This window comes from Cyclobacteriaceae bacterium (assembly GCA_025808415.1).
Classification (GTDB): domain Bacteria; phylum Bacteroidota; class Bacteroidia; order Cytophagales; family Cyclobacteriaceae; genus UBA2336.
The window spans coordinates 3,105,080-3,117,457 of sequence record CP075525.1 but is presented as its reverse complement, the minus strand read 5'-3'; the positions used below and the strand labels follow the sequence as shown (position 1 = coordinate 3,117,457).

Here is a 12,378-nt window from a genome sequence, read left to right as displayed (position 1 = left end):
ATGAAGAAGAAAGTTGTATTGGCGTTTAGCGGAGGGCTTGATACCTCGTTTTGTGTAAAATACCTGAAGGACGATTTGCATTATGAAGTGCACACCCTTACGGTAAACACCGGTGGTTTTGACAAAGCTGAATTAAAGCATATTGAAACACATGCAATGGCATTGGGTTCTGCCAGTCATAAAACAGTGGATGAAACCGAGAACTATTACAATACGGTAATCCGCTACCTGATTTATGGAAATGTGTTGAAAAATAATACTTATCCGTTGAGTGTAAGCGCTGAACGGATGTCGCAGGCATTGGCCGTGGCAAAGTATGCTAAAGAGCTTGGTGCCGATGCAGTAGCCCATGGCAGTACCGGAGCCGGTAACGACCAGGTGCGCTTCGATATGGTATTGAATATTCTTTTACCAGGAATAGAAATCATTACTCCTATACGTGAGCTGAAACTTTCGCGGGAAGCAGAAATCAGTTACCTGAAAGGAAAAGGTGTGGAGATGAACTTTGTGAAAGCGCAGTACTCTATTAATAAAGGAATCTGGGGAACATCGGTAGGTGGAAAGGAAACGCTTGGTTCATTAGGCATGTTGCCTGAAGAAGCCTGGCCTACACAGGTCACAAAGTCGGGCACCGAAACACTTACACTTACCTTTGAGCAAGGTGAATTGAAGAAGGTTAATGAAAAGGATTTTGGCCATCCGGTGGATGCCATTCATCATCTTCAAACTATTGCCGGGCCTTATGGCATTGGCAGAGATATTCATGTGGGCGATACGATTATCGGTATTAAAGGCCGTGTTGGTTTTGAAGCGGCAGCACCTATGCTGATTATTAAGGCACACCATGCGTTGGAAAAACATGTATTAACCAAATGGCAGTTGAGTTGGAAGGATCAGTTGGCTCAGTTTTATGGTAACTGGTTACATGAAGGCCAGTATCTTGATCCGGTGATGCGCGACATTGAGGCATTCCTGACCAACACCCAGCAAAATGTTACCGGTGAAGTTCATATTGAATTGCATCCGTATCGTTTCCAGGTACTCGGTATAGAATCACCTTATGATTTGATGTCGGCTAAGTTTGGTAAGTACGGTGAAATGAATCTGGGCTGGACGGGTGATGACGTGAAAGGATTTACAAAAATATTCGGCAACCAGGTTTCGATTTATCATCAGGTAAGGGAAGGTGTTGAGAGTGAAAGGGATAAAGTTGAAAGTCAAAAGTATAAAGCTGAAAGTTGAAAGCGAAAAGCATAAAGCTGAAAGCGAAAAGTATAAAGTTGAAAGGATAATAATGGCAATAATGGAGAAAAAGATAAAAGCTGGAATTATTGGTGGTGCCGGGTATACCGGTGGTGAAACCTTACGGCTTTTGCTGAACCATCCTGCCGTTGAAATTTCTTTTGTGCATAGCAGGAGTAATGCCGGCAAACAGGTATATGCTGTTCATGCCGATCTGTTAGGTGAAACCAAACTGACTTTTACCGATACGCTATCAGCTGATGTAGATGTCTTGTTTTTATGTATGGGCCATGGCGAGAGTAAGAAATTCCTTCAGGAGAATATCGTGTTGTCAACTGTAAAGATTATCGATTTGGGTAATGACTTTCGGTTGGGTGATAAAGTGGCTGGACGGACATTTACTTACGGTCTTCCGGAATTGAACCGCGCAGTTATCCGTCAGGCAAACAACGTTGCTAATCCTGGCTGCTTTGCTACGGCTATTCAAATGGGCTTGTTGCCGTTAGCCAGCAAGGGTTTGTTGAAAGAAGTGTACACCACAGGCATAACGGGATCAACCGGTGCCGGACAAAAACTTCAGGACACTACACACTTTACATGGCGTGCCAATAACATTTCTGCATATAAAACATTAACGCATCAGCATTTAGCTGAGATCAATCAATCGTTAAAGCAACTTCAATCTTCATTCTCCAGTGCGTTGAACTTTGTACCATGGCGGGGAGATTTCACAAGGGGAATTTTTGTGAGTTCAATCGTGGAAACACAGAAATCACTGAATGAATTAAATCAACTATTCAAAGAATTTTATCAAGATCACCCGTTCACACATGTTGCCGACACCATGATTGATTTAAAGCAAGTGGTAAACACCAACAAGTGTTTGATTTATCTGGAAAAAGAAGGAAACAAACTGGTGGTTCATTCGGCTATTGATAATCTGTTGAAAGGTGCTTCCGGTCAGGCCGTACAGAATATGAACCTGATGTTTGGTTTGGATGAACGGGCCGGACTTCAACTAAAATCAACGGTATTTTAAAATGGAACGGTTAGCCATTATTGGAGCAGGAAACCTGGGAGTTTCAATAGCCCATGGAATTATAAAAGCCGGGTTGATGAAACCTGATCAGCTTACGCTTACGCGGAGAAGTTTAGACAAACTGGATTCCATACGCTCGGCAGGTTTTTCAGTTACAACAAACAATAGAGAAGCTGTTCAGCAGGCTTCGCTTATTATGATATGCGTACAGCCCAAGCAAACCCTGGCGGTGGTTAACGAAATTTCTTCAGTATTACAGGAAGGAAAGCATGTGTTGATCTCCACCGTTACAGGCATTAGCACAGAAGAGATCGCTTCCCAACTTGGTGGAAAGCAAATCCCCATTGTTCGGGCCATGCCCAATACGGCCATCGCCATTGCTTCTTCCATGACGTGCATTTGTTCGCACCATGCATCGCCACAACAGGTTAATACTGTGATCAGATTGTTTGATGGATTGGGTAAAACCCTTGTGGTTGAAGAGCGGTTGATGAAGGCTTCCACCGTACTTGCGGCAAGCGGCATTGCTTTCTTCATGCGTTTTCTTAGGGCTTCCACACAGGGCGGAATCCAGTTAGGTTTTGATGCTGAAGACGCACAAGCCATTGCGGTGCAAACAGCAAAGGGCGCGGCCTTGCTTTTACAAGACCATGGCCTTCATCCTGAAATGGAAATTGACCGGGTAACCACACCAGAAGGATGCACGATTGCGGGACTTAATGAGATGGAGCACCAGGGACTGAGCTCGGCTATTATTAAAGGACTGGTGGCTTCTTTTGAAAAAATAAATAACATACGGAAATGAAAACGTTTGATGTCTATCCACTTTTCCCAATTACCCCTGTTAAGGCTAAAGGCAGCTGGGTGTGGGATGATCAGGGAAACAAGTACCTGGATTTATATGGCGGACATGCGGTTATCTCTATCGGGCATTCCCATCCGCATTACATTGATGCGATTGCGAATCAACTGGCACAAATCGGTTTCTATTCCAACAGTGTTCAGAATCCTTTACAGGAAAAGCTTGCGGAAAGACTGGGCGAAGTTTCCGGTTACCCGGAGTACCAATTATTCCTGTGTAATTCCGGTGCAGAGGCTGTTGAGAATGCATTGAAGATTGCCTCGTTTGTCACGGGAAGAAAAAAAATAATCGCTTTTAAAAAAGCTTTTCACGGTCGTACTTCGGCTGCTGTGGCCACTACTGATAATCCAAAAATTGTTGCTCCTGTAAATGCAGGTCACGATATAGTTTTTGTTCCCTTAAACGATACTGCTGCTTTCAATGAAGTGATGAGTGATGATGTTGCTGCCGTGCTTATTGAAGGTATCCAGGGACTTGGTGGCATTCATGAACCCGAAGATTCTTTCCTACAGTTTCTGGAAGAAAAATGTAAGCAGAATAACGCCATGCTAATTCTGGATGAAATACAATCAGGCTACGGTCGTACCGGTAGTTTTTTTGCACACCAGCGATCAGGCGTAAAGCCACACCTTATCACAGTGGCTAAAGGCATGGGCAATGGTTTTCCCATAGGTGGGGTGCTGATTCATCCGGATATAAAACCCTGGAGCAGTATGCTGGGTACAACCTTCGGTGGAAATTACCTGGCCAGTGTGGCAGCGCTTGCTGTGTTGGATGTGATCGAAAAAGAAAAATTAGTTGCCAATGCCAAAGAAACAGGTAACTATTTATTAAACGAGTTGAAAGCTATTCCTGAGTTTACAGCTGTTCGCGGTCGCGGATTAATGATTGGTTTGGATGTGCCGGAAATACATAAATCGTTGCGAAAGGATTTGTTGATGAAATACAAAATATTTACCGGTGAGTCGTACCCAAATACGATCCGGATACTTCCTCCATTATCATTATCCAAAGAAGAAGTGGATTTCTTTATCCAGTCGTTGAAATCGTGTTTGGCGGCTATGGAAGTGCCTGTGCCATCAAAAGTATAAGTTATAGGTAGCCTCGTGAAAAAGTTTATTTCGGTATCGGATGTAGCGTCAATTCCAAAACTGGTTGAGAAGGCCCTGGCCTATAAAGCCAATCCGTTTATGGATAAAACGATTGGTGTAGGTAAACGCATTGGGTTGTTGTTTCTTAACCCCAGCATGCGCACACGGCTAAGTACACAAATTGCAGCGCAAAACCTGGGCATGGATACGATTGTATTCAATGTTGGTCCGGAGGGATGGGCGTTAGAGTTCGAAGAAGAAGTGATTATGAGCGGCACCACAGTAGAGCATGTGAAGGATGCAGCCCCGGTGCTTGGAAAATATTTTGATATTCTCGGTTTGCGCACCTTCCCGTTGTTGAAACACAAGGAAGAGGATTACAGCGAACAAGTGATCAAACAGTTTATCAAGTATTCGGGTATTCCGGTGGTGAGCCTGGAGAGTGCAACGTTGCATCCGCTGCAAAGCCTGACAGACATCATTACCATATCAGAAACATGGAGTGAAGCAAGACGGCCAAAAATTGTTTTAACCTGGGCACCGCATGTAAAAGCATTGCCACAATGTGTGGCCAATAGTTTTGCGCAATGGATCAACGCATGGGGCCAAGCCGATTTTGTGATTACGCATCCGGAAGACTATGAACTGGATGAGCAGTTCACGAAAGGGGCAGTTATTACCCGCAATCAGGAAGAAGCATTACGAAATGCCGATTATGTGTTTGTGAAAAACTGGAGCACCTATACCGATTACGGAAAAATTTATTGCAACGATCCGAACTGGATGTTAACCAATAAGAAGCTGGCGATTACGAATAACGCCAACGTTATGCATTGTTTGCCGGTAAGAAGAAATGTGGAATTAAGTGATGAAGTACTCGACAGTGCCAACAGTTTGGTAACACAACAAGCGGGCAACCGGGTATGGGCAGCGCAGGCTGTTCTTTCGGAAATTTTAACTAGTAAATAAGTAATTCCCCTCTCCTGTAGGAGAGGGGTAAGGGGTGAGGTTATGAACAAATTGTACATCATCAAAATCGGTGGCAACGTTCTGGATAATCCAGAAGCGTTGAAAAAATTTCTCCAGGATTTTTCGCACATCCGTGAACCGAAAATTCTGATACATGGCGGAGGGAAACTGGCAACAAAAGTTGGGGAGCAGCTTGGTATCAAAGCCAACTTTGTTAACGGCAGAAGAATTACTGATACCGATACCCGCGACCTGGTAACAATGGTGTACGGTGGCTTGGTAAACAAACAACTGGTTGCACAACTTCAACTATTGGGCTGTAATGCACTTGGTGTAACCGGTGCCGATGGGAATATGATTAAGGCCCGGAAGCGCCCGGTAGGTGAAGTGGATTTTGGTTTTGTAGGTGACATTACACCAGCCGATGTAAATACGGCCTTATTATATTTTCTGCTAAAACAAAACGTTGTGCCGGTGTTTGCTTCGCTAACCCATGCCGATGGTGTAATGCTGAACACCAATGCCGATACTATTGCCTCGGTGCTGGCCATTGCGCTTAGTAAACATTTCGATACACGCCTTATCTTTTGTTTCGAGAAACGAGGTGTATTGAAAAATATTGAGGATGAATCATCGGTTATCCGGTTACTGAACGAAAGTTCCTACAAAAATCTGTTAAACCAGGGTTCGTTTGCGGACGGGATTCTTCCTAAACTTGAAAATGCTTTTGCTGCGATAAACGCTGGCGTAAAAGAAGTATTGATTGGCGAGGCCACGCACTTGCTTCAAAACGTTGGACAGGAAACGGAGGGTACGTTGATTGTAAAGTAATTTTGAATTACGATTGAAGGTTTAAGAATTACGAATGATGAATGATGAATGTTGAATTCTGAACAGCTCTATACCGAAGCCATTAACCTGCTTCAATCGTTGATTGAAACGCCATCGTTTAGTCGTGAGGAAGATAAAACAGCTAACCTGATAGCTTCCTTTCTGGATAAGCATAATGTTTTGGTCAATCGTTCAGAGAACAATGTGTGGGCGGTGAATAAATATTTTGACGAACAAAAGCCAACCATTTTACTGAACTCCCATCACGATACGGTTAAGCCAAACCCAGCCTATACGCGCGATCCGTTCAAGCCGGAAATCATTGACGGAAAACTTTATGGTCTTGGAAGTAATGATGCAGGCGGACCGTTGGTTTCGCTGATTGCTACTTTTCTCCATTTCTCCAGCCAGGAAAACTTACCATTTAACCTCGTGCTTGCTGCAACCGCAGAAGAAGAAATATCCGGTAAAGGTGGTATTGAAAGTATTTGGACTTCCCTGCCTCAAATTGATTTAGCCATTGTTGGTGAGCCTACCTTATGCCAGATGGCAGTTGCCGAAAAAGGATTAATGGTTCTCGATTGTGTAGCCAAAGGAAAAGCAGGCCATGCTGCACGCGAAGAGGGGGAGAACGCACTTTACAAGGCGCTTGATGATATTGAGTGGTTCCGGTCGTACAGGTTTCCGAAAGTATCGCCAACCCTGGAGGAGGTGAAGATGACGGTAACCGTTATACATGCAGGTCAGCAACATAACGTAGTGCCTGCCGAGTGTTCTTTTACGGTAGATGTGCGGGTAACGGATGCTTATACGTTGGAGGAGGTGCTGGAAATTATCAAGCAACATGTTTCCTGTGAAGTTGTTCCACGCTCGATGCGTTTACGTCCTTCTGGAATTGCTAAAGATCATGTGTTGGTTCGCGCTGCGGAGAAGTTGGGAATACATCAATACGGATCACCCACCACCTCCGATCAGGCCTTGATTCCGGTGCCTTCGGTTAAAATCGGTCCCGGGGATTCGGCCCGTTCTCATTCTGCTGATGAATTTATTTTTATTAGTGAAATTGATTCAGGAATTAAAAGGTATATTCAGCTACTTGATGCAATTAAATCTTAGCGCCTCAGCGCCTTGGCGGTAAATTTTACCACCGCAGAGACGCAAAGACGCAGAGAAAATCCAATAAGAATTATGAAGTTGTGGAAAAAAGATAAAGACTCTTTAAAATCGGTGGAAACTTTTACTGTTGGTAATGACCGTGAGTTGGATATGCACCTTGCACCATTTGATGTGTTAGGCTCACTCGCTCATATTCAAATGTTGGAGTCGATTGGGTTACTGAGTAAAGATGAGTTAAGGAAACTTTCTGATGAATTAAAATTGATTTACAGGCGCATTGAAGCTGGGGACTTTAAAATTGAAGAAGGTATAGAGGATATCCACTCTCAGGTAGAGCTTGAGCTTACTAAAAAGCTGGGCGATGCCGGGAAAAAAATTCACAGCGGACGCTCGCGTAACGATCAGGTACTGGTAGATATTAAATTGTATTTGCGCCATGAAGTGGAGCAGATTGTAAATTCTGTTAACAGTCTGTTTGGGTTGTTGCAACAGCAAAGTGAGAAGTACAAAGATCATTTGTTGCCGGGCTACACGCATTTTCAATTGGCCATGCCATCATCGTTTGGATTGTGGTTTGGCGCATATGCCGAAAGTCTGGTAGATGATGTGGTTACGTTTGAAGCGGCTTACCGCGTGGTAAACAAAAATCCGCTAGGCTCAGCGGCCGGTTACGGATCTTCCTTTCCGCTTAATCGAAAATTAACAACCGAATTGTTAGGCTTTGATGATCTGAACTACAACGTGGTGTACGCCCAGATGGGTCGCGGTAAAACCGAGCGCATCATTGCCAATGCTATGGCCAACGTTGCCGGTACGCTGAGTAAACTAGCTGCTGATGCGTGTTTGTTCCTGAATCAGAATTTCGGGTTTATCAGTTTCCCCGATGAGCTGACCACAGGATCGAGCATTATGCCGCATAAAAAGAATCCGGATGTATTTGAACTGATCCGCGCACGGTGCAACCAGATCATGGCTTTGCCTAACGACATTGCCTTAATCACGGCCAACCTGCCTTCCGGTTATCATCGCGATCTTCAATTGCTGAAGGAACTACTTTTTCCGGCCATTCAACATTTAAAAGATTGCCTGGCCATGATGCAACTGATGCTGGAAAACATACAGGTGAAGCAAAATATTCTGGAAGATGATAAATATAGATTCTTGTTCAGTGTGGAAGAAGTAAACAAGCTGGTGCTGGGTGGGATGCCCTTCCGTGAAGCCTATCAGAAAGTTGGGCGGGATATTGAGCAGGGTAACTATTCTCCGGAGCGAACAGTGAATCATACCCATGAAGGAAGCATCGGTAATTTATGTACGGATGAGATTTTCCAAATGATGAAAGAGGTTGTGAAGAGATTCAGATTTGAGAATGTACACGAAGCTTATAAAAAATTATTGTAACTTCTCAGCTTCGCTGTTGGCGGGTCGGAGCGTGCGAAATTCCTTATTCCACGTCAACACATCTTCCAAAACTGTAACCTTACGTAAAGACCCTGATAAAACAATTTCATCGCCCCATGTTGCCGTAAGTTTTTCCGTTCCACCCCAGGCGTTGAACAAACTGTAATAACCGTTACGGGGCCTGTAAACAGCATGGTTATCCATCTCTGATTCAATAACCATATTCTCCTTTTCTATTTTCGACTTCAGCTTTTCTTTAAAATCGACCATCGACTGGTAGTCGTTAATGTAAAGTGTGCCGGTTCGAAAGCCGGTAGTTAAAATGGAGGCCAGTACTACGGGGTAAAACACACCGGCCAGTATGATAAAACTCAAACTTACATCCCATATCGAATGATCCATGTAGGCGGCAAGCAACGTAAACAGGTTAAAGATGACCAACAGCAGCACGGTCAACTTTAAAAAAGTTTTAATACTCCATTTCGATATCTCCTTTCGGATGCGCATAACTTGAACTATTTTTCCGCAAAATAAGTATTGTATCCGTTATGATTTTATCTCCTGAGATTCTTTTGTGGATTATTGTGGGCATTGTAGTGATCAGTTTTGGTTTTGGCCAGGTGCTGGAATACATTAACCTGAAGGCTATGCGCACCGACATACCGGCTGAGATCGCTTCTTTCTATGACAAGGAAAAATATGAGAAGTCGCAGCGGTACCACAAGGAAACAACACGGTTTTCATTTCTTACATCCACCATTGGTTTTGCGGGCTCTTTGCTCATGCTTTTGCTGGGTGGGTTTGGTTGGGTTGACGGACTGCTGCGCACCCTAACGGAAAACCCGATACAGCTGGCGCTACTGTTTTTCGGTGTATTAGGCATTGCCTCCGATTTGCTAACCCTTCCGTTTCAATGGTATGGCACTTTTGTTATTGAAGAAAAGTACGGCTTCAATAAAACCACGGTTAAAACCTTTATTACTGACAAACTGAAAGGGTATGTATTGGGTGCACTAATTGGCGGTGGCTTACTGGCTGCGCTGATCTACCTGGTGGAAACCATCGGCCCTGATTTCTGGATATGGTTTTCGGCCATTGCCTGCGCATTTATGCTGTTCATGAACATGTTCTACACTTCGCTTATCCTGCCACTATTCAATAAACTTACACCACTTGCGGAGGGTGAACTGAAAACCGCCATCGAAGAATTTTCGCGCAAGATCAACTTCCCGATTACCAATGTTTTTGTGATTGACGGCTCAAAGCGTTCCAATAAGGCTAATGCTTTTTTCTCCGGTATCGGAAAAAAGAAAAAGATTGTGTTGTACGACACGCTCATAGCTAACCATACCACCGAAGAACTGGTGGCGGTTTTAGCGCATGAGGTAGGGCATTACAAAAAGAGGCACATCATCTGGAGTTTTGTGCTTTCAGTGGTGCAAATATTTTTTATGCTTTTTGTGCTGTCGCTGATGGTGTTCAATGAAAACTTATCGTTGGCGCTAGGCGGCAGCCAGTTGGCTATCCATTTAAACCTGCTGGCGTTCACCATTTTGTTTTCACCCATTTCAGCAATTACCGGATTATTTATGAACCTGTACAGCCGCAAAAATGAATTTGAAGCGGATGCCTATGCCAGGGAAACCTTTAGCGGAAAAGCGCTGGCCGAAGCCTTGAAGAAACTTTCGGTGGATAATTTATCAAACCTGTATCCGCACCCGGCTTATGTATTCTTTCATTACTCACATCCGCCCTTGTTAAAGCGGTTGGAGCGGATTGTCTAAATTATTGTTTCTGCATTCTCGCAGATTCTGTAAAGGACTCTGACACAACTTTGTCAAGTCATACCACGTTATGAAGTATTGAGATTATTAACTAGTTCTTTTTTAACTTTTCAGCTACACTGTCATAGTATTGTCGTGTAAGCACCTCTGTCCAAGTAGTCGGTTGTTCACCGCCATATAATGCCAAATACGTCACATCACTATGCTTGGTTGAAGAATGCCAATGTTCGATATTTTTCTCACATTTAATTATATCTCCTTCTTTCAGAATTATGGGCTCTTTTCCTCTCTCTTGATAATACGCTTCTCCGTCTACAATTATCAAGACCTGCGCGGAACTATGTTTATGCCAGTCCAAGGTAGAGTTTGCTTTAAAGGTTGCCTTTGTGATGTTATAACCTAATTCGGGGTCGTTGTTAATAATGGTATTTAACCAAGCTTCTCCGATATAATGAGTATTTGGTGCCTTCATGCCTTCTGTTCGATAAGAAGAAATGGAATAGTGAGGGTCTTGGGCAAATAAGAATAAGGGAGTTAAAACGAAAAGAGTAAAAATTGAATTTTTCATATTGTAAACTTTATATTTTGTTCTTATGGTCAATCGGAGTCAGTTGCTTGCGGACAACAACTGAGTATGTGTATAGCATATATTTTCTATATCCCGGTATATCCAAAAGGTGTTATCTCCTTCAACCGTTTTTTAAGTTCTGGTTTCACATTAAGCGTATCAATAAATTCCTCAAACTCCTTCTTCCCAATCTTTTCATTCTTGCGCGTTAGTTCTTTTAATGCCTCATAAGGGTTTGGATAACCCTCCTTACGAAGTATGGTTTGGATGGCTTCGGCAACAACGGCCCAATTATTTTCCAGGTCGACATCAATGGCTTGTTTGTTCAGTTCCAGTTTACCAACGCCTTTCAGAAGAGATTGCAAGGCTATAACCGTATGCGCTAGCGGTACGCCTATGTTCCGCAGCACTGTGCTATCGGTTAAGTCGCGCTGAAGGCGTGAGATAGGAAGCTTGGCGGAGAGGTGCTCAAAGATGGCATTGGCATAACCCAGGTTTCCTTCCGCATTTTCAAAGTCGATGGGGTTTACTTTATGTGGCATGGCTGAGCTGCCTACTTCACCGGCTTTTATTTTTTGTTTGAAGTAGTTCATGGAAATGTATTGCCACGCATCGCGGCTGAAATCAATCAATATGGTATTGATGCGTTTCAGGTTATCGAAGAGGGCAGCCAGGTTATCGTAATGATCAATCTGTGTGGTAGGTTCACTACGCACTAAGCCTAAATGCTTACTTACAAAAGCATTACCGAAATGTCCCCAATTAATTTCAGGGTACGCAACATGATGGGCATTGAAGTTGCCGGTGGCGCCACCAAACTTAGCGGAGTAGGGTATGGTTTTTAGTAATTCAAGTTGGTTGTTTACCCTTTCTATAAAAACGTAAAGCTCTTTACCCAAGCGGGTAGGCGATGCCGGCTGTCCGTGGGTGCGGGCCAGCATGGGTATGTCTTTCCATTGAACACTTAGTGCCGTAAGTGCGTTTACCAGTTTTGCCACAAGCGGTAAGAATTCAGCCCCCATAAACTCCTTCAGCGAAAGCGGTATGGCGGTGTTGTTAATATCCTGTGAAGTAAGTCCGAAGTGAATAAATTCTTTCCAGGTGTTAAGCTTAAGTTCAGCCAGCTTTTGTTTGATAAAGTATTCCACCGCCTTCACATCGTGGTTGGTGGTTTTTTCAATTTCTTTAATCTGCAGGGCATCGGCTTCAGTAAAATTTTGGTACACGGTGCGCAACAGACTTTCCTGTTCCTTAGGAAATTTTGAAAGTTCCGGTAGCGTATGGGTTAGGGCAATGAAGTATTCGATCTCCACCCGAATGCGGTAGCGGATCAACCCGTATTCCGAAAAATAAGAAGCCAGGTTTGAAGCGGCCCCGAAGTACCGTCCGTCAACCGGTGAAATGGCAGTTAGTGTATTAAGTTGCACAGCCTTTAATTAAAGTGTAAAAATAACGGAACGTGATGTATTTCTATT

The 12,378-nt window shown here is 43.7% G+C and carries 12 protein-coding genes; 9 read left to right on the top strand and 3 right to left on the bottom strand.

Annotation, left to right across the window (positions count from 1 at the left end; all coding sequences use genetic code 11):
- The 8 genes from argG to argH all read left to right on the top strand — a co-directional run bounded on the left by argG (position 1) and on the right by argH (position 8,551).
- A complete protein-coding gene (gene argG / locus KIT51_13860) occupies positions 1-1,242 on the top strand; it encodes an argininosuccinate synthase (protein UYN85945.1) in 1,242 nt (413 codons plus the stop codon).
- A 61-nt stretch (positions 1,243-1,303) separates the two neighbouring features.
- Positions 1,304-2,281, top strand: a complete 978-nt coding sequence (gene argC / locus KIT51_13855; GenBank protein UYN85944.1) for an N-acetyl-gamma-glutamyl-phosphate reductase — start codon at positions 1,304-1,306, stop codon at positions 2,279-2,281.
- 1 nt (position 2,282) lies between these two features.
- Complete coding sequence (gene proC, locus KIT51_13850; protein UYN85943.1) at positions 2,283-3,086, top strand: pyrroline-5-carboxylate reductase; 804 nt, start codon at positions 2,283-2,285, stop codon at positions 3,084-3,086.
- Positions 3,083-4,234: an aspartate aminotransferase family protein gene (locus KIT51_13845; protein UYN85942.1), complete on the top strand. Its 1,152-nt coding sequence runs from the start codon at positions 3,083-3,085 to the stop codon at positions 4,232-4,234. Before proC ends, KIT51_13845 begins: the two co-directional genes overlap by 4 nt.
- Before the next feature lie 15 nt (positions 4,235-4,249).
- Positions 4,250-5,203 carry an acetylornithine carbamoyltransferase gene (locus KIT51_13840; GenBank protein ID UYN85941.1) on the top strand — a complete coding sequence of 318 codons (954 nt, stop codon included), beginning with the start codon at positions 4,250-4,252 and terminating at the stop codon, positions 5,201-5,203.
- Positions 5,204-5,245: 42 nt separating this feature from the next.
- Positions 5,246-6,034 carry an acetylglutamate kinase gene (gene argB / locus KIT51_13835; GenBank protein ID UYN85940.1) on the top strand — a complete coding sequence of 263 codons (789 nt, stop codon included), beginning with the start codon at positions 5,246-5,248 and terminating at the stop codon, positions 6,032-6,034.
- A gap of 48 nt (positions 6,035-6,082) precedes the next feature.
- A complete protein-coding gene (locus tag KIT51_13830) occupies positions 6,083-7,150 on the top strand; it encodes a M20 family metallo-hydrolase (GenBank protein UYN85939.1) in 1,068 nt (355 codons plus the stop codon).
- Positions 7,151-7,222: 72 nt separating this feature from the next.
- Positions 7,223-8,551 (top strand): argininosuccinate lyase, encoded by a 1,329-nt coding sequence (gene argH, locus KIT51_13825; protein UYN85938.1) that lies wholly within the window; start codon positions 7,223-7,225, stop codon positions 8,549-8,551.
- Here the strand turns inward: argH and KIT51_13820 are convergent.
- Complete coding sequence (locus KIT51_13820; GenBank protein UYN85937.1) at positions 8,543-9,058, bottom strand: hypothetical protein; 516 nt, start codon at positions 9,056-9,058, stop codon at positions 8,543-8,545. The genes argH and KIT51_13820 overlap by 9 nt on opposite strands.
- 41 nt (positions 9,059-9,099) lie before the next feature.
- On the opposite strand from KIT51_13820, the gene KIT51_13815 reads away from it, so the two are divergent.
- On the top strand, positions 9,100-10,335 hold the full coding sequence (locus KIT51_13815; GenBank protein UYN85936.1) for a M48 family metallopeptidase: 1,236 nt from the start codon (positions 9,100-9,102) through the stop codon (positions 10,333-10,335).
- A 91-nt stretch (positions 10,336-10,426) separates the two neighbouring features.
- Here the strand turns inward: KIT51_13815 and KIT51_13810 are convergent, their stop codons facing one another.
- Positions 10,427-10,903: a cupin domain-containing protein gene (locus KIT51_13810; protein ID UYN85935.1), complete on the bottom strand. Its 477-nt coding sequence runs from the start codon at positions 10,901-10,903 to the stop codon at positions 10,427-10,429.
- A gap of 86 nt (positions 10,904-10,989) precedes the next feature.
- On the bottom strand, positions 10,990-12,330 hold the full coding sequence (gene purB / locus KIT51_13805; protein ID UYN85934.1) for an adenylosuccinate lyase: 1,341 nt from the start codon (positions 12,328-12,330) through the stop codon (positions 10,990-10,992).
- Positions 12,331-12,378: the final 48 nt, after the last annotated feature.

What these genes read in the sequence shown, in the direction of transcription:
- argG (UYN85945.1), top strand. Translation starts at nt 1, where the DNA reads ATGAAGAAGAAAGTTGTATTGGCGTTTAGCGGAGGGCTTGATACCTCG.
- argC (UYN85944.1), top strand. Translation starts at nt 1,304, where the DNA reads ATGGAGAAAAAGATAAAAGCTGGAATTATTGGTGGTGCCGGGTATACC.
- proC (UYN85943.1), top strand. Translation starts at nt 2,283, where the DNA reads ATGGAACGGTTAGCCATTATTGGAGCAGGAAACCTGGGAGTTTCAATA.
- KIT51_13845 (UYN85942.1), top strand. Translation starts at nt 3,083, where the DNA reads ATGAAAACGTTTGATGTCTATCCACTTTTCCCAATTACCCCTGTTAAG.
- argB (UYN85940.1), top strand. Translation starts at nt 5,246, where the DNA reads ATGAACAAATTGTACATCATCAAAATCGGTGGCAACGTTCTGGATAAT.
- KIT51_13830 (UYN85939.1), top strand. Translation starts at nt 6,083, where the DNA reads ATGTTGAATTCTGAACAGCTCTATACCGAAGCCATTAACCTGCTTCAA.
- argH (UYN85938.1), top strand. Translation starts at nt 7,223, where the DNA reads ATGAAGTTGTGGAAAAAAGATAAAGACTCTTTAAAATCGGTGGAAACT.
- KIT51_13820 (UYN85937.1), bottom strand. Translation starts at nt 9,058, where the DNA reads ATGCGCATCCGAAAGGAGATATCGAAATGGAGTATTAAAACTTTTTTA.
- KIT51_13815 (UYN85936.1), top strand. Translation starts at nt 9,100, where the DNA reads ATGATTTTATCTCCTGAGATTCTTTTGTGGATTATTGTGGGCATTGTA.
- KIT51_13810 (UYN85935.1), bottom strand. Translation starts at nt 10,903, where the DNA reads ATGAAAAATTCAATTTTTACTCTTTTCGTTTTAACTCCCTTATTCTTA.